We start from the raw sequence: 21333 nt of genomic DNA on the forward strand, positions 1-21333 counted from the left end.
GGGACGGTCGTCGGTGGACTCAACCAAGGTCGAAATTCCGGAGTTGCAGTAGCGCCCGTCTCGTCGGTCAGATCACGTCGCCCGCGTCGAACGCGCTCAGGCTGCCCAGCCCTTTGAGCAGGATCGTCTGATCGAACTGGCCATCGTGGTTGGTGTCCCAGAACAGCCAGCCGTCGGTGGTCCCGGCGACGAACACGGCATCCTTGCCCGCCATCAACGATGCGGCACGGCTCGATGCATCGGCGAAAAGGTTCGTCGTGATCGCGCTTTCGGCGTAATTCGCAGACGTCAGCGGCGCCAGCACCGAATCGATATCGATCTTGTCGATTCCCGTCGTGAAATCGGTGATGTTGTCATAGCTCGTCGACACGACCGTCGTGTCGCCGAAGTTGAAACGGAAGGTGTCCGCCTCGGTTCCTCCGGTCAGCGTGTCTTTGCCGAGCCCGCCGATCAGGAGGTCGTTGCCCGCCTGCCCGCTTAGCGTGTCGGTGCCCGCTCCGCCTTGCAGCGTGTCGTTGCCAGCGCCGCCCAGCAGCGTGTCGTTGCCCGCGTCGCCGTTCAACGTATCATTCTCGCTGCCGCCGTTCAGCGTGTCGTTGCCGTTGCCGCCGAACAGGATGTCGTCGCCGGCATTGCCGTTGATCGTATCGTCGCCATCGAGCCCGGACAGCGTGTTGGCGGCGGCATTGCCGGTCAGGATATTGGCCAGAACGTTGCCAGTCCCGTCGATCGCGGTGGCGCCGGTAAGGGTCAGGTTCTCCACCTCATCGACCAGAATGTAGCTGACCGAGGCGTTGACGATATCGACCCCGCCGCCCGACAGTTCGATCACCTGGTCGTCGTTGCTCGAAATCCCGTCGTTGGAGAAGGTATCGACGACGTAAGTATCGTTATCCGCCCCTCCGTTCAGGATATCCGCGCCCGTGCCGCCATCGAGCCGGTCAGCGCCAGCGCCGCCGAACAGTGTATCGTTGCCGCCCATGCCGAACAGCGTGTCGTTGCCGATCCCGCCATTCAGCACGTTGACCGCATCGTTGCCGGTGATCACGTTGTCGAGGTCATTACCGGTTCCGTTGATCGCGGCCGACCCGGTCAGCGTCAGGTTTTCGACGTTCGCGGTCAGAATGTAGCTGACGCTCGCGTTGACGAGGTCTGTGCCTTCATTGAGCTGCTCGACCACGATATCGTCGTTGGCGGAAATACCGTCATCGCTGAACTGACCGACAAAGTAGGTGTCGTTTCCGGTGCCGCCTTCCATGCGATCTGCCCCTAGGCCGCCGTCGATGGTGTCGTTCCCGGCCAGAGCGAAAATCGTGTCGTTGAGCGCGGTGGTCTGCAGCGCCAGGTTGGTGGCGGTTGGTGAGATCGTGTTGTTGCCCGATGTGCCGGTGATGGTGCGGCCGGTTTCGTTCACGTCGGTGACCGTGACCGCCAGTTGCTGATCGTCGAAGAACGTCCCGTCGGTGGCGCGGACGATGACATCGTAGACGCCGTTGTGATCGGCATCGAGCGGCGTCTCGAAGTCGGGCGCGGCGCGGAAGGTCAATGCGCCGGTTTGGGCGTCGATCGTGAACAGCGCGGCATCCGCGCCGCCGGAAATGACGTAGGTCGGCGTCGTGCCATCGGCATCGGTGGCCGCGACGGTCGTCACCGCCGTGCCATTTTCGGCAATGCTGAGCGACGCGGTGGCGCCTCCGCCGTTCGACGTGATGACCGGCGGATTATCGGGTACGTTGGTGACGGTGACCGCCAGCGCCTGATCATCGAAATAGGTTCCGTCGGTGGCGCGAACCACGACGTCGTAGACGCCGTTCTGGTCAGCATCGCCGGGCGCCTCGAAATCGGCAGCAGCGATGAATTTCAGTGCGCCGGTCTGGACGTCGATGCTGAACAGCGCGGCGTCCGCGCCGCCGACGATGACGTATGCCGGCGCCGTGCCGTCAGGATCGACCGCCGCCACCGTGGTTACGGCGACGGTATTTTCGGCGACATTGACCGACGCCGTGGCGCCGCCGCCGTCGGAGGTGATCACAGGCGGACTGTCTGACACGTTGGTGACCGTGACCGAGAGGTTTTGCTGCCCGACATTGGTGCCGTCGCTGGCCCGCACCACAATATCGTAGACGTTGTCGGCATTGGCATCGGACGGCAGCTCGAAATCGGGCGCGGCATTGAACACCAGCACCCCGGTTTGCGGATCGATGCTGAACAGGGCCTCATCGGCACCGCCGACGATCGAGAACACCAGATTGCCGCCATCGGCATCGGAGGCGGTGACCGTGGTCACGGCCGTCTGGTTTTCAGCCGCGCTGGCGGTTGCCGTGCCGGTGCCGCCGCCCGAGGTGATGACCGGGCTGTTGTCGTTCAGATTGCCCACCGTGACCGAAATGGCCTGGTTGTCCGTATTCACGCCGTCGCTCGCCTGGACGATGACATCGTAGACGTTGTCATGGTTCGCATCGCCCGGCGCCTCGAAGTCGGGAGGGGCAACGAACGTGAGCTGGCCGGTCAGTGCGTCAATCTGGAACAGCGCGGCATCGGCCCCGCCCAGGATCGTGTAGCTGACGGTTGGACTGTCTTCGTCGGTCGCCTGGACCACCGTTACAGCGGCGGAGTTCTCATCGATCTGTACCGAAGCGGTGGCCCCGCCCCCGTTAGAGGTAATCACGGGAGAAAATCCGTCGATCACGTCGGTCACGGTGACGGCCAGCGCCTGATCGTCGAAGCCACCATTGTTGTCGGTGGCGCGAACGACGACGTCGTAGACATTGTCGCGACCCGTATCGACCGGATTTTCGAAATTGGGTGCCGAGTTGAACGAGAGGGCGCCAGTCGCAGGGTCGATGGTGAACAGCGCGGCATCCGCACCGCCCGAGATCGAATAGGCGATCGTCTGGCCGGTGTCGGGATCGATCGCCGTGACCGTGGTGACGGCCGATGTGTTCTCCTCGATCGAAAGCGCGGCCGATGCCCCGCCGCCGTCCGAGGTGATCGTCGGTGGCTGGTTGAGATGACCGGAATCGACTGTCTTGTCGGAGAACTGGAAGAACTCGACGTTGCGCACGGTGTCGGTGCCATCCGGCGAACCCGCGCGGGTATCGGTGATGGTCACGCTGCCGTCTGCGTTCAGCACGAAGGCATAATCGTTGGACGAACCGGTGTAGACCACCGTGTCGATATCGGCTGCGCCGTCGATCGTGTCATTGCCCGCGCCGCCGATCAACGTGTCGGCCCCGGCATCGCCGAACAGGGCGTCGGTCCCGTCGCCGCCATCGAGCATGTCGTTGCCGGTGCCGCCGCGCATTTCATCGTTGCCGCCACCGCCGAACAATTGATCGTCGCCTGCTCCGCCGTTGAGGAGATCGTTGGCCGCCGTTCCCGGATCATCAGCGATCAGAATGTCGTTGCCGTTGCCGCCCAACAGCGTGTCACCGCCCAGACCGCCGTACAGCGTGTCGTTACCGTCGCCGCCGTCAAGGGTATCGAACCGCGCGCCGCCATACAGGGTGTCATCTCCCGCCTGGCCGTAGAGCACATCCTCGCCGCCGATGTTATTGAAGCCCAGGTCGTCGCCGTAAATGACGTCGTTCCCCGTACCGCCAGTGATCGTGTCCGCCCCACGATAGCCGATCAGGGTATCATTGCCGTCACCGCCGTCGATCGTGTCCATGCCTGCGCCGCCGATGATGGTATCGTTGCCTGCGTCGCCATGGATGATGATGTTCTTGGCGTAGTCGATCCCGTTCGCCCCGTGTGCGGAAAGATCTATGAAATCGTCGCCGGCACCCATCTCGATCTGCTCGATCGACGAAAAACTGCCGATTCCGCCACTGATCACGCCGTTGTTGTATAGGATCGCATCGTTGAGGTTCGACCCGTAGACAACGTCCGTACCCTCGAGGCCGCTGAAGAAATCGGACGAGACCTGAATGTTCGTGCCCGTAAAGGTGTAGAACGCGTTGGCCGATGTCCTGATGCTGCTTGTCCACACAAACGACGCGATCGTCATGTCGGCGCGGACATGATCGAAGTTGGTGTCATAGGTGAACGCGAAAAAGCGGTCCTGCGCAGTCGATCCGGCAACCGTCGAGCTGCCAAGGATGTTGTAATATTGGGTCATTTCTCGTCCCCCAGGCAACGACTTTGCAAAGGATTGGCAAAAGGCAGGTTTGGGCGAGAATGCCCCGGCAGGGATCGGCAATGCCATCGCCCTTTGGGATAAACGGGCAGGTGCAAAGGGATGCTGCCGGACTAAGATGTCGCGTTCGTTCGGGAGCGGCCGTGCCGCGCCGGGGACATGCGGATGATGACGAAAGTTAATCGATCAGCCTGCGCGTGACCCGTGCCGCCGCAGGTTCTGCCGTAAAAGCACCGTATTCCCAAGGTTTTGGCCGATTTTGCGCGCCAACCTGGAGGGCATTCGGGTCGACTGTCGGCAAGTAGCTGTCCGGCAGTATTGCGGGCTCGTGCTGCACCCTTGCCTTGCGGCAAGTTGCACAGGCCAAACCGGCGCGTAGGTGTTTCTTGTCAGTGCGTTGGCGCTGTTATACGATGACCGGCATGGGGGGAACGCGGACATTGGATCGCGATTTGTTCAGCCATTTCGTGGGACGGTACCGCAGCGGATTGCTCGTTGCGCTTGCCGCCAGCAGCCTGTTCAATCTGCTCGTCTTCGCCAGTTCGCTGTACCTGATGCTGGTCTACGATTCCGTGCTGCCCAGCCGCAGCGTGCCCACGCTGACAGGCCTGTTTGCTATTCTTGTGCTGCTTTACGTGTTTCAGTTCGTGTTCGACATGATCCGCAGCGAAGCCTTGCTGACCGTGGCCAATGGCGTTCACGAAGACCTGTCGCCTACGGTGAACCAAGCCGTCGTCAACCGCGTGCTGCGGCACGGTCCCGCGCCCGAGGGTGACGGACAACAGCCGTTGCGCGATCTCGATCAAGTCCATGCCTTTCTCAGCAGTTCCGGTCCTGCCGCGCTGTTCGATCTGCCGTGGGTGATCGTGTTTCTGGTGATCCTGTTCGCGCTGCACTGGTGGCTGGGGCTGACCGCGCTGGTCGGCGTTGCGGTGCTCGCGGCTATTGCCGCCTTCACCAACAGTCGCAGCCAGGCAGGAACGCGCGAGGTCGCACGAGTAGGCAACTTGCGTGCGGCGACGCGTCAGGCGCAGCTGCGCTTTGCCGAAGTCGCAACGGCACTGGGGATGGAAAGCCGGCTGCGCGCGCGAACGTCCGAATGGGACAGCAAATTCGTCACCGCGCAGACCGGGCTCGGCCGCATGGTCGCACGGCTTGGCGGAGCGGGACGCGGTTTCCGTCTGCTGTTGCAGTCGATCATCCTGACAGTGGGCGCACTGCTGGTGATCGATGACAAAGCGACGGGGGGCGTGATCATCGCCTCCTCGGTGCTGTCGGGTCGGGCGCTCGCCCCGATCGATCAGACGATCGCCAACTGGCGGGGCCTTGCCGCCGCCCGCAACGGCTGGGCCCGCATCGTCGATGTGATCACCACGCAGTCACCGCAAGCAACCCGCAAGATGGAACTGGCGCGGCCGGCGGGCAAAATCGTGGCGAAGGAAGTGACCGTCGTTCCTCCGGGCAGCAGCTCCGTGGTGCTGGCTGGCGTCAACCTGACTCTGGAGCCCGGCCAGGCGTTGGCGGTGATCGGGCCGAGCGCTTCGGGCAAGACCTCGCTGGCCAAGGCCTTGCTGGGTATCTGGCCGGCGGCACGTGGCGAGATCCGCATCGACGGCGCCCGACACGATCAGTGGGACCGCGACATTCTGGGCACTTGGTTCGGCTATGTCCCGCAGAATGCCGAATTGATGGAAGGCACCGTGAGCCAGAACATCGGGCGCTTCGATTCCGATGCCAGTTCCGCCGCGATCATGGCGGCAGCGCGCGGCGCGGCCATGCACGAAGCCATTCTTGCGTTCCCGAACGGGTACGAAACGCACTTGTCCGCCGGGGGCATCGAACTGTCGGCCGGCCAGCGCCAGCGCGTGGCGCTAGCGCGGGCGCTGTACGGCGATCCGGTTCTGCTGGTACTCGATGAAGCGAACTCAAACCTAGATGCACAAGGCGATGCCGCGCTGGCCGCCGCGATCGTGGCGGTGCGCGCCCGCAACGGCGTTGTCGTCATGATCACACACCGCCCCGCCACATTGGCGTCTATGACGCATATTGCGGTGCTGTCCGGCGGCCGCATCGTCGATTTCGGCGAGCGCGAAGCCGTGTTGCAGCGCACGTCGGCGCAGCAAGGCCAGTCGCGCATCGATCGGCCTGTGCGGGTTGAGGCGCGCGCGCCATGAAGTTGCCCGCAGCGATCGCCCATCCCGCTTCCGCGCTGTCTGCCAATTGGCAGGGCGAGGCAAGGATCGCGCCCGGGATGCCGCTACGCCGGACCTTGGGTGTGAGCATTGGATTGCTGGCGGTCCTGCTCGGGCTGGCGGCGTTCGTGCCGATCGGCGGGGCGGTCATCGCCACTGGACAGGTCGGAGTCGAATCGCGGGTCAAGCGCGTCGCCCATCCCACCGGTGGCGTGATCGCCGCAATCGCGGTGGCCAACGGCGATCATGTCGAAAAGGGCGCCCTGCTGATGCGGCTGGACGACCGCGTGACTGGCGCCGATGCTGCTTATTCAAGCCTGACGGTGGAACAACTGCTGGCGCAGCGCGCCCGTCTGGAGGCCGAGCGGCTGGGGCACCGCACCATCGATTTTCCGACCGAACTGCGCACCTCCACGACCGCGAGCGCGGCAAAGGCCATCGCCGAGGAATCACAGCAATTTGCCAACCGCAATGCCGAGCAGTCCCAGTTGCGCGCGCAGCTGGATGCCCGGGTGGTGCAATACGGTGAGCAGATCCGCGGCATGGAAGCGCAGATCGCCTCGCTGCAGCGTCAACACGCGCTGATCGGACCTGAACGGCAGGGTGTGCGCGAATTGTGGGACAAGAACCTGGTGACGATCGCCCAGATGAACCAGCTCGAGCGGACGGCAGCCGATATCGAGGGCAATATCGCCTCGCTACAAGCGCAGATCGCGCAAGTGCGAGCGCGGATCACCGAATCGCGCGAGCAGGCGATCCAGCTGGGCCAGACACGGCAGGTTGATGCCGGCGCTGAGCTTGCCAAGGTCAACGCCTCGCTGAACGAACAATCGCTGCGCAGCATTTCGGCGAGCGACCAGAACGATCGCAGCACGATCCGCGCGCCTTACGCCGGGACGGTCGAAAAGATCGCCTTTTCCGCGATCGGCGAGGTAATCCGTCCCGCCGAACCGATTATGGAAATCGTGCCCGACCACGAAAGCATGGTCGTGGAGGCTGCGGTGGCGCTCAAGGATATCGACCAAGTGCGCAGGGGACAGACTGCACACGTGCGCTTTTCCGCGTTCAATCGCGCCGCCACGCCCGAAATCGCAGGCACGGTGGCTTACGTCGCGACCGACCGCAGTGAGAATGCAGAAACCCACGCCGCGTTCTACACCGTGCGCATCGCGATCGATCAGCTGACGCTGAAGCGCGAGGGGTTGAACTTGCGAAGCGGCATGCCCGCCGAAGTCTATATCGAAACGGGCAACCGTTCGGTGTTGTCCTATATCATCAAGCCGTTGCGCGACCAGTTCGTCCGCGCGTTCAGGGATCGCTGACTTTGGGCGATAGAGGGGGCGGAAATTCGGGCGGAACGGCGGTTGTGGCACGTTGTTGCGCCTTGCTCATTATGGCGGTTTTCGTACCATTTTCAGCACACGCGGGTCCGGTTGACCCACCGCTCGCCCAAACGCAGACGCCCGGAGAGCCTGCGGCTGACATAGCAGTCGAAGACGCCGATCCAACCACTCCGGTAACAACGTTTGGCGATGCAATTCAAAGAAGCTACCGGTTGCAACCGGCGTTGCTTGCGGAACGGGCAAAGGCGCGGTCGGTCGATTACCTGCTGCCTCAAGCGCGTGCGCAGTACGGCCCACGCATCGATTTCCAGGCGACCTACGGGTATCAGCGCGACAATATCGAGGTTGCCCCCGGGACATTCCGCTCGCGCTCGGGCTGGAGCTCCACCGCGTCCGCCATCCTGACCCAACCGCTCTACACGTTCGGCCGCAACGCCGCCGCCACGCGCACCGCTGCGGCCCAGATCTCGTTCGAGCGTGCCGTGTTGCGATCGACCGAAGCGCAAGTGCTGTTCGATGCGACCTCAGCCTACGTGTCGGTAATCCGAGATCGCGCCGGCATCGCGATCGCCCGCGACAACCTCAGCTTGCTGGAACGCGAGCTGTCCGACAACCGGGCCCGTTTCGCTGTGCACGCAGCGACGGCGACCGATGTGGATCAAGTAGAAACCCGCGTCGGTGTGGCGCGCGCGCAGCTCTTGTCCGCCCAACGCGCGATCGAAACCAGCGAGGCGGAGTTCGTCCACATGGTCGGTGCGCTGCCCGGCAACCTGTCGCAGCCCAATCCCCTGCGACTGCCGACAGAGTCGCTGGAAGAGGCTTATGCCTTTGCCGACCTCCACAACCCGGTGATCGAAGCTGCCAATGCCCGCGAGCGCAACTCGCGCGCGCAATGGGACGCCGCCCGCGCCGACCTGCTACCCCGGGTCGATCTGCGCGGACGCGCCGATTTCGGCTCGGCTACCCCGTACAGTGATTCGCTCCGCCAGACCGGCTTGCGCGGCGAGGTCGTGATCAGCGGACCGCTGTTCGACAGCGGGCTGCGCCGTGCGCGCGTCGCCGAAGCGAAAGAGGCCAATGACGCGGACTGGCGGCTGGTCGACCAGGCCGGTCGCGACACTCGCAATGACCTGGCAGCGTCGTGGAGCGAATGGCAGACCCTGCAGGCTTCCACCGTCAGCCTGGAGCATGCGGTCGCTTCGGCCCAGTCGGCCTATGACGGCGCGCTGGTGCAGGAACGGGCAGGCTTCCGGACGACGCTCGAAGTGCTCGACCTCGCCCGCGAACTGCTGTCAGCGCGCACGAGCCTCAACGCCGCAACCAGTGGGGCCTACATTGCGCAGGCGCGGATTTTGCGCGTGATGGGGGTGATGGAACAGGAATACCTGTTCCCCGATCTTCCTGCCAATGATCCCGAGACGCACTTCGATCGGGCCAAGCACAGCGGCGACGTGCCGTTGGTCACCCCCGCCTTGCGCGCGGTCGATGGCGTGTTCCTGTCGTCGCCCGCCAACCGACCGAATCGCGACCGGTCCGCGACCATGCATGCGATTGCTGCTCAGGCATCGCCTGCACCATCGCAGAAATACCGCTGATATCTGAGTATTTCGCCACCGGCCAACGTTCAGATATGGATCGCCCGTCCATACGCGGCCAGCACGCTCTCGTGCATCATCTCGCTCAACGTCGGGTGCGGGAACACCGTGTGCATCAGCTCGACCTCGGTGGTTTCCAGCGTCTTGCCCACGACATAACCCTGGATCAGTTCGGTGACTTCGGCGCCGATCATGTGCGCGCCCAGCAGTTCGCCGGTCTTGGCATCGAACACGGTTTTCACGAAGCCTTCCGCCTCGCCCAGCGCGATCGCCTTGCCGTTGCCGATGAACGGGAAGTTGCCCACTTTCACGTCGTAGCCCGCTTCCTTGGCCTTGGCCTCGGTCATGCCGACGCTGGCGATCTGCGGGTGGCAATAGGTGCAGCCGGGAATGTTGTTGCGGTCCATCGGGTGCGGGTGGACGTCCTTGTTGCCAAGGTCAGCGGCGATGGCCTCGGCGGCGATCACGCCTTCGTGGCTGGCCTTGTGCGCCAGCCATGGCCCCGGCGTCACATCGCCGATTGCCCACACGCCCTTGACGTTGGTGCGGCACAGCCCGTCGATCGCGATGATCCCGCGTTCCGCTTTGATGCCAATCGTTTCAAGGCCGCTGTTCTCGGTGTTCGGCGCAATCCCGACCGCGACGATGACATGGCTGTAATCGCCCTCGGTCACCTTGCCGTCCTTACCCTTGATTTTGGCCTTAACGCCCGATGCAGCCACGTCGATGCTTTCGACGCCCGCGCCGGTCAGGATGGTCATGCCCTGCTTTTTCAGCGCTTTTTCAAGGAACGCCGAAACGTCGGCGTCTTCCACCGGCACCACCCGGTCGAGCATCTCGACCACGGTAACATCGGCGCCCATATCGTTGTAGAAGCTGGCGAATTCGATGCCGATCGCACCCGATCCGATCACCAGCAGCTTGGTCGGCATTTCGGTTGGGGTCATCGCGTGGCGATAGGTCCAGATGCGCTTGCCGTCGGCTTTGGCGAACGGCAGGTCGCGCGCGCGCGCGCCGGTGGCGACGATGATATGTTTGGCGAGGAGTTCCTCGGTCTTGCCGTCCTTGGTCACCGCCAGCTTGCCCGGCGCCAGCAGCTTGCCGTCGCCCATGTGGACCGCGATCTTGTTCTTCTTCATCAGGTGCGTGACGCCCTGATTGAGCTGCTTGGCCACGCCGCGCGACCGCGCCACTACCGCGTTGAGATCGGCGCTGATCTTTTCGGCGGCCAGGCCATAATCCTTGGCATGGCTCATGTAGTGGAAGATTTCCGCCGAACGCAGCAGCGCCTTGGTCGGGATGCAACCCCAGTTGAGGCAGATCCCGCCAAGCAGTTCGCGCTCGACGATGGCGACCTTCAGCCCGAGCTGCGAGGCCCGGATTGCCGCGACATAGCCGCCGGGGCCCGATCCAAGGACGATGACGTCATATTGCTCAGCCACGGGAAAGCTCCTGTCCAGATGGGGTTATAGCGTCGGTCGCCAAAGGCGGAACGGGGCGCGGTTTGCGGTTCTCGTCGATCGCGACGAAGATGAAGCGGGCTTGGGTGACGCATTCGCGCTCGTCGCCGGTGCGCGGACGCCGCCAGGCTTCGATATCGACAGTCATGGACGTACGACCCACCGCAACAAGATCAGCGTAAACAGTCACTTCGTCGCCGATGTGGACAGGACGGTGGAACTTCATCGCCTCGACCGCGATGGTCGCCGCGCGCCCGCCGGAATAGCGTGCCGCCACGATTCCCGCCGCCATGTCCATGTGTCCCATCAGCCATCCGCCAAAGATATCGCCCGCCGGATTCGCGTCCGCCGGCATCGCGGTGATGCGGATCGCCGGGTCGCGCATCGGTGCCGGTGCTAGCGGATCGGCCATCGCCCGGCCCCTCGCCGAAGGACTAGGCCACCAGGCCGAGCGGATTTTCGATCAGCGCCTTGAACACGCCCATCAGTTCGGCACCGTCCGCCCCGTCGATGGCGCGGTGGTCGAAACTGCCGGTCGCGCTCATCACCGTGGCGATGGCGAGCGCGCCGTCGACCACGTAGGGGCGCTGTTCGCCCGCACCGATGGCCATGATCATGCCCTGCGGCGGGTTGATCACCGCGTCGAACTGCTTGATCCCGAACATGCCGAGGTTGGAAAGGCTGGCGGTGCCGCCCTGGTATTCGTGGGGCTGCAGCTTGCCCTCGCGCGCCTTGCCCGCCAGTTCCTTCATCTCGGTGGCGATGGCGCTGATCGCCTTGGCCCCGGCATCGACGATGATCGGGGTGATCAGTCCGCTGGGTGCTGCGACCGCGACCGAGATGTCGGCGCGCTTGAAGCTGCGCAGCTCGGTGCCGGCAAAGCTGACGTTGCACTTGGGCACTTGTACCAGCGCCTTGGCCAGCGCCTTGATGATCAGGTCGTTGACCGAAAGCTTTACGCCCTGTGCTTCAAGCGCCTTGTTAAGTTGCCCGCGCAGCTTGAGCAGCGCATCGAGCTGGATATCGACCGTGAGATAGATGTGCGGGATGGTCTGCTTCGCCTCGGTCAGGCGGCGCGCGATGGTCTTGCGGATGTTGTTGAGCTTGGTCGATTCGAACGGGATGCCGAAGTCGGGCACTTCGGCCACGGCAGTCGGTGCGGGTGCAGCGGGCGCAGCCGCAGTTGGCGCGGGCGCCGGGGCGGCCGCAGCTTGCGCGGCCGGGGCGGCCGCGGCACCGGGCTTCGCGCCCTCGACATCGGCCTTGATGATCCGCCCGTTGGGGCCGGTGCCGGTAACGCCGGCCAGGTCGATGCCCTTGTCGGCGGCAATGCGCTTGGCCAACGGCGAGGCGACCACGCGATTGCCGTGATCGGTCGCGCCGTTGGCCGCCGGGGCCGCTGCGAGTTTGGCGGGAGCCGGGGCTGGTGCTGCAGCGGGTGCCGCTTCCACAGCGGGCGCGGCTTTCGCCGGGGCGGCGGCAGGCGCCGGGCTTGCGCTCGCATCCTCGTCGTCTCCGGCCAGCATCGCGATCACCGTGCCGACTTTCACGCCCTCGGCGCCTTCGGCTACCTCTATGGCGGTGATCGTGCCTTCGTCTACCGCTTCAAATTCCATGGTGGCCTTGTCGGTCTCGATCTCGGCCATGATGTCGCCGGACTTCACCGTATCGCCCACTTTGACCAGCCACTTGGCAAGCGTGCCTTCCTCCATCGTGGGGGACAACGCGGGCATCTTGATCGCGATCGGCATGGGCGCAGTTCCGTCATGGCTGGTGGCGACAGGGGGGAACACCCTGAAAGGCCCTTCCCCCGTGGCCTGCTTGGGTTGCGCCATTTCGCCACCCCTGCGCGACGGGTCAAGGGGCTTGGCGCTTGCACGGCATACGAATGTGCCCGATATCGCCGGACGGAGGGCAAAATGATGCCGCAGCGGGTCTACCTGGTGATCATGGACGAGACGCAGGAGGCCCGGCTGGCGCTGCGATTCGCCGCACGCCGCGCCGCGCGCACCGGCGGCGCGGTCCATATCCTCGCGCTGGTGCCCCAGCAGGACTTTTCGCTGTTCGGCGGCGTTCAGGCCACGATCGAGGAAGAAGCGCGCGATCGTGCCGAAGTGCTGGCGACGAGCGCTGCGGGCGGATTGACCAGCGAATCCGGCCTCGTTCCGGTGATTCTCGTCCAGCAGGGCGATGGCCCGCAGATCGTCCGCGATTACTTGGCGGACCATCCCGAAGTCTCCGCGCTCGTGCTCGGCGCGGCGGCCGATGGCGCGCCGGGCCCGCTGGTGGCGCACTTTGCCACCAGCCACGCCGGGCAACTGCCCTGCCCGCTGATGATCGTGCCGGGCTCGATGCGCGACGAGGATATCGACCGGCTGAGTTAGGGACGGGCCGTTACCGCTTCTTGCCCTGATGGCGGATATTGCCGGGCCGCCCGCGCTTTCCGGCGGGGTGCGTGCCCGCAGGTCGCTTGTCCTCACCGGGTTTGCGCGGCGGAAACTTGCCCCGCACCGCCGGACGCCCGCCGCGTCGATCGATTCGCGAGGCACCGTCGGCGGCATCGACCGGCTCGAACTTCATCGCGCCGGTCAGCGGATTCGCTTCGGCGAGTCGCAGCTTCAGGATCATGCCGCGCACGAACCGGTCGCCCGATTGCTCGCCGACCAGGGCCTGCGCCTTTTCGTCATAGCCAAATCGTTCTGCCCCCAATGTGGAGACAGGCACCAAGCCGTCGCCGCCCAGCCCGATGATCGTGGCGAACAATCCGAACTTCTGCACGCCGGTCACGCGGGTATCGAACACCTCGCCCACGCGCACCGAGAGCCATGCCGCGACGTAGCGGTCGATCGTGTCACGCTCTGCCTCCATCGCGCGGCGTTCGGTGGCGCTGATGGCCTCGCTGATGCGCGCCAGGTCGGCGCGGTCCGCTTCGGACAGGCCACTTGCCGCAGGGATCGTCTGGGCAGAAGGTCGAGGTTGTTCAAGGTCATAGGCATCGACCAGCGCGCGGTGGACGAGCAGGTCGGAGTAGCGGCGGATCGGTGAGGTGAAGTGCGCATAGCTGCCCAGCGACAGCCCGAAGTGCCCGGCATTGCGCGGTCCGTAATACGCCTGCGTCTGGCTGCGCAGCACCGCTTCCATCACCAGCGCCTTTTCCGATTCGTCGGTAACATCCTTCAGCATGCGATTGAAAAGCGACGGGGTTATCACCTGTCCCAGCGCAAAACTGCGGTCGAACGTGGCGAGATAGTCCTTGAGCGCCACCAGCTTCTCGCGGCTCGGCGGTTCGTGGACGCGATAGACAACAGGGGCGACTTTCGCTTCCAGCGCCTTGGCCGCAGCGACGTTGGCGGCGATCATGAAGTCCTCGACCACACGGTGCGCATCGAGCCGTTCGCGCAGCGCGATTTCGGCGATCCGGCCAGCGGCGTCGAGCACCACCCGGCGCTCGGGCAGCTCCAGCGCCAGCGGATCTCGGGCATCGCGCGCCTTTTCCAGCGCGCGCCAGCAGGCCCACAAATTGCTCAGGCTTTCAGCCGCTTCCCCCGCGTCGATGCGCCGTTGTGCTTCCTCGTAGGCGATCACTTCGGCGATGCGCACGATCGCGCGGGTGAAGCGCCATGACGTGACCCGGCCTTGCGCGTCGATCGCCATGTGGCAGGCCATCGCGGCGCGCGGGGCGCCGGCCTTGAGCGAGCAGACGTCGGCGCTCAGCACTTCGGGCAGCATCGGCACGACGCGATCGGGGAAATAGACCGAGTTGCCGCGTTTGCGCGCCTCGCGATCGAGCGCGCCGCCCGGCCGGACATAGAAGCTGACGTCGGCGATGGCGACCACCGCGCGGAACCCGCCCGCGCCATCGGGCTCGGCCCAGATCGCATCGTCGTGGTCGCGTGCGTCCGCCGGATCGATCGCCACGATCGGCAGCGCGGTCAGATCCTCGCGCCGTTCGGGCGTGAGCGGCAGCTTGGCCGAAACCTGCGCTTCCGCGACCGTCGTGTCGGCGAATTCGAACGGAATGCCGTGCTTGTGGATAGCGATCAGGCTGAACGCGCGCGGCGCCAGCGGATCGCCCAGCACTTCGGTGACTTTCACCCCGGCGCGCGCCGACCGTCCTGCCGGTTCGGCAAACACCAGCTGGCCTGCGGTTGCGCCCGCAAGGTCCGAAATCGGCTCGGAATTGCGCACGCGCTTGTCAACGGGCGCCAGCCAGCCCTTGCCTGTCGCGTCGATCTCGACGACGCCCAGCAGTTGGTCAGTGCGCGTGGGCAGCTTCTTCATCGGGTGCGCGATCCAGCCGTTGCCGGCCTCTTCCGTCCGCGCGAGCACGCGGTCGCCCTTGCGCAGCGCGGCTTGCGCACCGCGCCCCTTGTTGCGTTCGATCAGGCGCAGCCGTGGCGGAACGCCGCCATCGTCGGGCGACCAGTTGTCGGGCACCGCGATCGCCTCGCCGTCCTCGATATCGACCACGCGGAGCACGGTGACGCGCGGCACGCCGCCCATGCGGTGGAACGCGCGCTTCTCACCATCGATCAGGCCTTCATCGGCCATGTCGCGCAAGCGCGCCTTCAACGCGATCTTCTCCGCGCCCTGCAATCCGAACGCCCGCGCGATCTCGCGCTTGCCCGCAGGTTCGGCGGACTTCGCGATGAAATCGAGGATCTGCTCGCGATTGGGCAGACCGGGCGGCGGGGGGTTGTGACGGGACATGGCAAGGCTGTGACGGCATTGCCGGTGCAACACAAGCTGGCATGACGCGGCGCAGAGTCCGTGCAACGCAAGCGGGCCTCAGCGCCGTTGCAGAGCGGCCCGTTGCGCACTAGGCATCGTTTCATCTGATCCTAAAATTGCGGGGCTGTTCCTGATGCGCACGATCCTGGCGGGCATGCTGCTTGCCACCACCATCCTTGCCGCTCCGGCGGCAGCCAAACCGGCCAGAATTTCCGCGCCGCAGGCGGCCGCCCATCCCTCCCCGCAGACCGTCGACACCTTCATCGGCACGATCCTGGCCGACGCGCCCGATGCGGCGACGATCGACCGGCGTTGCAACCAGTTCATTGCCGAGATCGACCGCCGGCAGGCCTTGCTCGAAGCGCAGAAGGGTACGGCAACGCTCGCGGCCACCTTGCGTCCGTACGACGACCTGATCGACCTGATCGGCGCGCTGAGCGGCGAGGCGACGCTGTACCGCGAAGTCATGGCCGACGACGCGCGGCGCAAGGCCGGCGGAGCGTGCGAGGTCAAGGCGAGTTCCGCGTCGAGCAAGCTCAGCCTGTCGCGCGGGGTCTACGATCGGCTGAAGGCGATCGACGCTTCGCATGCCGATGGCGCAACCCGGCTCTACCTCACCCGCACGCTGGCCGCGTTCGAACGCGCGGGCATTGCCAAGGATGCCGCAGGCCGCGCCGACGTGCAGAAGATGCAGGACGAGCTGGCGCAGCTTGGCACCGACTTTGAGTCCAACATCGCCAACGGCCGCAAGACGGTTACGGCGGACCCGGCCGAGCTCACAGGCCTGCCCGCCGACTTCATTGCCGCGCACAAGCCCGGTGCCGACGGCAAGGTGACCATCTCGACCGACTACCCCGACTATGTCCCGGTTATGACCTATGCGGCGAGCGAGGCGTTGCGCAAACGGCTGTACGAAAGCTACCAGACGCGCGCGTATCCGCAGAACGACGCCAAGCTGCGTGCGATTTTCGACTTGCGCCAGAAGCTGGCGACCACGCTCGGTCGGCCCAACTACGCGTCGCTCGCGCTAGAAGACAAGATGCTGGACACGCCCGACAAAGTCGAGACGCTGCTGACGCAAATGGCCGACGCCGCGCGCCCTGCCGGCGATCGCGACTATGCCAAGAAGCTGGCGCTGCTGCAGCAGACCAAGCCGGGCGCGACGGTGATCGATCCCTGGAACAACGGTTGGCTGGGTCAGCAGGTGCAAAAGGCGACCTATTCCTACGACCGGCAGGAAGCGCGCCAGTACTTTGCCTATGACAACGTCCGCGACGGCATCCTGCAGCTGACGCAGGACCTGTTCGGCGTGCAGATCCGTCCGTGGAAGACCGCGACGTGGGATCCGCTGGTCGAGACGTACGAGATGCTCGACCACGGCAAGGTCATCGGGCGGTTCTATTTCGATTCGCACCCGCGCCCGGGCAAATACAACCACGCTAACATGGTGCCGGTGCGGTCGGGCATTGCCGGGCGATCGATCCCGGTCGGCGCGCTGGTGATGAACCTGCCCGCGGGCAGCCACGCTACCGGCCTGATGGAACACAATGACGTCGTCACGTTCCTCCACGAATTCGGCCACATGCTGCACGGCATGTTCAGCGGCGGGCAGCAATGGGCGGGCGTGGGCGGCATCAGCACCGAATGGGATTTCGTCGAGGCGCCATCGCAGATGCTCGAGGAATGGGTGTTCGATTACGATACGCTCAAGACGTTCGCGGTGAACAAGGACGGCAAGCCGATCCCGCCCGAACTGGTCGCCAAGATGAACCGTGCGCGCTATTTCGGCGCGGGCATGGGCGACATGACCCAGTTGGGCCTGTCGAATATCTCGCTCAAGTTCCACGAAGCCCCGGCCCCGGCAGACCTTGGCGCCGCGACGCGCGCGTTCGATGCGCGCTATGACATGATCAAGCTGCCCGACACCGTGCAGTTCCAGGACAGTTTCGATCACCTCAACGGCTATTCGGCGTTCTACTATACCTACCGCTGGTCCAAGGTTATCGCCGACGACATGTTCACGCAGTTTGCCAAAGCGGGCTTGCGCGACCGGGCGACGGCCGACCGCTATCGGCGCACGGTGCTGCAGCCGGGCGGATCGAAGCCGGCGGCCGAGCTGGTCGCCGCGTTCCTGGGACGGCCGATCAGCCTCGACGCCTATCGGGCCGAAATGGCCAAGGACCAGTAGGCTTCAGGGCTTCGACGCTGGCGGGGCGGTGGGTGCGAAGCCCCCGCCCGGCACCGCCGATGCGACCGGGCTTTCGCTGCCATCGGCGGCGCGCGCGCTGACGCCAAAGAACCAGTCGTCGCCGCGTACGCCTTCCAGCCGGGCGCTGGTGGCAACCACGTCCTGCACCACGCGGTCCTGCCAGCCCGGCGCATCGGTGCGCCGGCGCCACACGCTGTAGCTGGCGGCGCCCGGCACCGCGTTCCAGCTGACGTCGGTGTACGTCTGCACCGCCGCTTTTGCCGTCGCGACGGGTGGCAGCGGCGCGGCTGCCAGCGCCGCGAGCGCCGCCACGTTCAGCTGCGTAACTTTGGCGAGATAGGCAAAATCCATGGCATCGGCGGTGTCGCCATACTGGATGCCGTTCTGCGTCCGCACGTCCTGGTGCTGCTTGTCGTAATTCTCGACCGCCACCGAAAACCGCACGGCGGGATAGCCCTGTTCCTCGAATGGCAAGTGGTCTCCACCGCGCCCCATCCGATCGGCACGCCAGACCTGCCGCACTTCCAGTCCGCCCGGCTGCCCGGAGGCCAACCCTGCGATCCAGCGCGAGAGGTTGCGCGAGGGGCTGTCGTTCTCGCCGCCATCTCGCCGCTGCGCACTGCGCAAGTCGTCGGTCGCGTCGGCGCGCGGGCCTTCGGAAAACACGCGGACGTGGCCATCATCGACCAGCCCATCCGATCCGTGCGAATTGCCGACGATGTCGTTGTTGAGCACGGCCTTGACCGTCCAGTGCGCCTGCGCCGCATAATCGGCCAGCAGCTTGCCACCAAAGAGCCCCTGCTCCTCGCCTGACACCACCGCGTAGACGATCGTCGTCGGGAAACGTTGCTGCGACAGCACCCGCGCTGCCTCCAGCACCAGCGCGGTGCCCGATCCGTCGTCGTTGGCGCCGGGAGCGTCCTTCTCTGCGTCCATGACGTCCGTCACGCGGCTGTCAATATGCGCCTCGACGATCACCACTTCATCGGGGCGTTCGGTCCCGCGCTGGATCGCCACGACATCGACCAGCCGCACCGGCGTCTTGATCCGGTCACCGGTGACCATGCGTTCGGGCAGCTCGATCGTCAGACAGCCGCCGCACAGCTTCGACGTCTTGCGCAACTCCCGCTCGGCCCACCGCCGTGCCGCGCCGATGCCGCGCTTGCGATCGACTTGCGACGACAGCGTATGGCGCGTGCCGAAGGCAACCAGCCGGTCGACATCGGCGTGAAGTCGATCCTGCGATACCTGCTGCGGCGGAGAGGCCTGTACCGATGATACTGGGGCCGATGCCGCCAGACCGAACGCCAGCAGCGCCATCACTTGCGGTTTCATGTCCTGCCCTCGCTGTTCGATCACCAGCGCTCAAAGCGCTTCAGGACGAAGCCGGTTCCTGACCATAGCGGTTCGGGCCAGGGGTCGAGCGGCGCGACGCGACCAGCACCAGCGCAATTAGCGGTGCCCAGCCCAGGATCGCACCCGGCCATTGCGTGGTCATCGTCACACTCTGCCCCGTGTGCGCCTCCACGCGCGACATCGCGGTACTCACGCGGTCCATCTGCAGCGGCAGCTGGATCAGCGACAGCGCCTGGAATCCCGCCGGCACCAATCCGAACCACCCGGACAGATTGCTGTCATGCAAGCGCCGGACAAGGCTTGCGGCCAGCAGCACCAGGAACCCGATGCCCGATCCGAGCCCGATGTAGAGCATCGGCTTCATCATCGAACCCACCGAGGTCATGATCGCGGTCTGCACGGCGGCGTCGTCTGCCCCGGATTGCTGCGCCGAACGTATGCCGATCAGCGCCGCCTGGACGACCATCGGCACGGCAAACAGGATCGAAACCAGGAAACTGACCAGATAGAGGAACAGCACATACAGCCAGAACGTCTGGCGTGTGTCGCGGCCATCGAATCGCATCAGGTTTCGCAGTCCGTATTTCACTGCTTCGAACATCGATCGAGTACCTCTTGTCGTTTCACCGGATCGTTTCACCGGGACCGCAGGACGATAGCCTTCCGCGATCAATACGACCGCGCAACAAGGATCCGCTCGACCGCCGGTTCGCCGGTGAACGGACAGGACCCCGAGACCGGCAACGCGTCAAGCGGCGTATTGCGAATGGTAAGCTTCAATTCCTTCAGTCGTGCCACGACATCGTCGAGCATTGCACCCGTCGGGCGCGACCACGCCATTTCGACCCAGCCGGGAAATTTGCGATCTTCGGCAAAATGCGTGGCAAGACCCGCCATATCCGTAACGTCGCGCGTGATGTTGGCATCGCGCCGCGCCAGTGCTTCGGCAAACAGCGACTGCTGGATATGCTCGATTTCACTGGCCGCAACCGCGATGAATTCATCGCGCGCCATCGCAACGAAATTGGGCTTGGCATCGTCGCGCCACAGCTTGTCGCGGCGCAGCACACTCACCTGCCCGGCCTCGGCATCGCGTCCGCCGATCTCGAGAATCAGCGGCACGCCCTTTTTCACCCACGTCCACCGCTTGCCGGTGGCCTTGCCGGGGCGCTTGTCGAGCAGCACGCGCAGGCGTTCGCCCAGCGCCGTCTGCTTGATCAGCGCCACACGAATGTCCTCGCAATAGGCCAGCAATGCGGCATCGCCGTCGTTTTCGCGCAGCATCGGCAGGATCACGATCTGCTGCGGCGCGACTTGCGGCGGCACGCGCAGCCCGTCGTCGTCGCCATGGATCATGATCACGCCGCCGATCATGCGCGTGGAAACACCCCAGCTGGTGGTATGGCACAGCGCCTGCTGGCCTTCCTTGTCCTGGTAGCGGATGCCCGCAGCCGCCGAAAACGTCGTGCCGAGGTAATGCGAGGTGCCGGCCTGCAGCGCCTTGCCGTCCTGCATCATCGCCTCGATCGAAAACGTCTCGTCGGCGCCGGGGAAGCGTTCGTTCTCGGGCTTGGGGCCGGCGATCACGGGCATCGCCAGCGGCCCTTCAGCGAATGCGCGATAGACCTCCAGCATCTTGAGCGTTTCTTCCATCGCGTCGGCCTTGTCGGCGTGCGCGGTATGGCCTTCCTGCCACAGGAACTCGCTCGTGCGCAAAAACATGCGCGTGCGCATTTCCCAGCGCACGACATTGGCCCACTGGTTGGTCAGCAGCGGCAGGTCGCGCCAACTCTGGATCCAGCGCGCCATCGCCGCGCCGATCACCGTTTCCGATGTCGGACGCACCACCAGCGGCTCTTCCAGCTTCGCTTCGGGATCGGGCACCAGCCCGCCCTTGCCGTCGGAAATCAGGCGATGGTGGGTGACGACCGCCATTTCCTTGGCAAAGCCTTCGACATGCTCGGCCTCCTTGGCGAAATAGCTCAACGGGATGAACAGCGGGAAATAGCAGTTCTCATGGCCGGTGGCCTTGATCTCGGCATCGAGCAGCGTCTGGATGCGTTCCCAGATGCCGTAGCCCCACGGCTTGATCACCATGCAGCCGCGCACGCCCGATTCCTCGGCCAATTCGGCCTCGGCGATGACGACCTGGTACCACTGCGCGAAATCTTCGTCGCGGGTAACCGAAAGGGCGCGCTTGACGGCCGGTGCGGGCTTGGCTTGGGTCTGGTTCATGCCGCCCGGTTAAGCGGCTATGGCAAATCCCGCAATGCCGCAATTGGGCGAAGGCGCACCGGCCATCGCCATCC

Annotated in this window: 13 protein-coding genes; 5 read left to right on the forward strand and 8 right to left on the reverse strand. The window is 65.0% G+C overall.

Going from position 1 to position 21333, the window contains the following annotated elements; genetic code table 11:
• Positions 1-67: 67 nt before the first annotated feature.
• Positions 68-4120, reverse strand: a complete 4053-nt coding sequence (locus NL2_RS12590; protein ID WP_068075782.1) for a beta strand repeat-containing protein — start codon at positions 4118-4120, stop codon at positions 68-70.
• A gap of 458 nt (positions 4121-4578) precedes the next feature.
• Between NL2_RS12590 and NL2_RS12595 the strand changes: the two genes are divergently transcribed.
• From NL2_RS12595 to NL2_RS12605, 3 genes are read left to right on the forward strand one after another with little or no spacing between them, the layout of a single operon-like run.
• On the forward strand, positions 4579-6312 hold the full coding sequence (locus NL2_RS12595) for a type I secretion system permease/ATPase (RefSeq protein ID WP_068075784.1): 1734 nt from the start codon (positions 4579-4581) through the stop codon (positions 6310-6312).
• The gene (locus tag NL2_RS12600) at positions 6309-7652 is read left to right on the forward strand and encodes an HlyD family type I secretion periplasmic adaptor subunit (RefSeq protein WP_068075786.1); all 1344 of its coding nucleotides are present in this window, start codon (positions 6309-6311) and stop codon (positions 7650-7652) included. Before NL2_RS12595 ends, NL2_RS12600 begins: the two co-directional genes overlap by 4 nt.
• A gap of 44 nt (positions 7653-7696) precedes the next feature.
• Positions 7697-9268 (forward strand): TolC family outer membrane protein, encoded by a 1572-nt coding sequence (locus tag NL2_RS12605; protein ID WP_439646899.1) that lies wholly within the window; start codon positions 7697-7699, stop codon positions 9266-9268.
• A 29-nt stretch (positions 9269-9297) separates the two neighbouring features.
• On the opposite strand, the gene lpdA is transcribed toward NL2_RS12605, so the two are convergent.
• Genes lpdA through NL2_RS12620 form a run of 3 tightly spaced genes read right to left on the reverse strand, consistent with a single transcriptional unit; the run spans position 9298 to position 12479 of the window.
• On the reverse strand, positions 9298-10710 hold the full coding sequence (lpdA, locus tag NL2_RS12610) for a dihydrolipoyl dehydrogenase (RefSeq protein WP_068075790.1): 1413 nt from the start codon (positions 10708-10710) through the stop codon (positions 9298-9300).
• On the reverse strand, positions 10703-11140 hold the full coding sequence (locus tag NL2_RS12615) for an acyl-CoA thioesterase (protein WP_068075792.1): 438 nt from the start codon (positions 11138-11140) through the stop codon (positions 10703-10705). Before NL2_RS12615 ends, lpdA begins: the two co-directional genes overlap by 8 nt.
• Positions 11141-11162: 22 nt before the next feature.
• Positions 11163-12479: a pyruvate dehydrogenase complex dihydrolipoamide acetyltransferase gene (locus NL2_RS12620; RefSeq protein WP_068075795.1), complete on the reverse strand. Its 1317-nt coding sequence runs from the start codon at positions 12477-12479 to the stop codon at positions 11163-11165.
• 171 nt (positions 12480-12650) lie between these two features.
• Between NL2_RS12620 and NL2_RS12625 the strand changes: the two genes are divergently transcribed.
• Complete coding sequence (locus NL2_RS12625) at positions 12651-13112, forward strand: universal stress protein (protein WP_068075989.1); 462 nt, start codon at positions 12651-12653, stop codon at positions 13110-13112.
• Positions 13113-13122: 10 nt separating this feature from the next.
• Here the strand turns inward: NL2_RS12625 and NL2_RS12630 are convergent, their stop codons facing one another.
• Positions 13123-15438: a ribonuclease R family protein gene (locus tag NL2_RS12630; protein WP_084356070.1), complete on the reverse strand. Its 2316-nt coding sequence runs from the start codon at positions 15436-15438 to the stop codon at positions 13123-13125.
• A gap of 154 nt (positions 15439-15592) precedes the next feature.
• Between NL2_RS12630 and NL2_RS12635 the strand changes: the two genes are divergently transcribed.
• The gene (locus NL2_RS12635; protein WP_068075800.1) at positions 15593-17647 is read left to right on the forward strand and encodes a M3 family metallopeptidase; all 2055 of its coding nucleotides are present in this window, start codon (positions 15593-15595) and stop codon (positions 17645-17647) included.
• A gap of 3 nt (positions 17648-17650) precedes the next feature.
• Here NL2_RS12635 and NL2_RS12640 read toward each other — a convergent pair whose 3' ends face one another.
• From NL2_RS12640 to NL2_RS12650, 3 genes are all read right to left on the reverse strand, one after another.
• The gene (locus tag NL2_RS12640; RefSeq protein WP_068075991.1) at positions 17651-18988 is read right to left on the reverse strand and encodes a M28 family peptidase; all 1338 of its coding nucleotides are present in this window, start codon (positions 18986-18988) and stop codon (positions 17651-17653) included.
• A gap of 55 nt (positions 18989-19043) precedes the next feature.
• Entirely contained in the window at positions 19044-19625 is a 582-nt protein-coding gene (locus NL2_RS12645) for a DUF805 domain-containing protein (protein WP_068075802.1), read from the reverse strand.
• 68 nt (positions 19626-19693) lie between these two features.
• Positions 19694-21259, reverse strand: coding sequence for an aminoacyl--tRNA ligase-related protein (locus tag NL2_RS12650; protein WP_068075804.1), 1566 nt, complete (start codon positions 21257-21259; stop codon positions 19694-19696).
• Positions 21260-21333: the final 74 nt, after the last annotated feature.

Origin of the sequence: Novosphingobium lentum NBRC 107847 (genome assembly GCF_001590965.1) — a bacterium.
Classification (GTDB): domain Bacteria; phylum Pseudomonadota; class Alphaproteobacteria; order Sphingomonadales; family Sphingomonadaceae; genus Novosphingobium; species Novosphingobium lentum.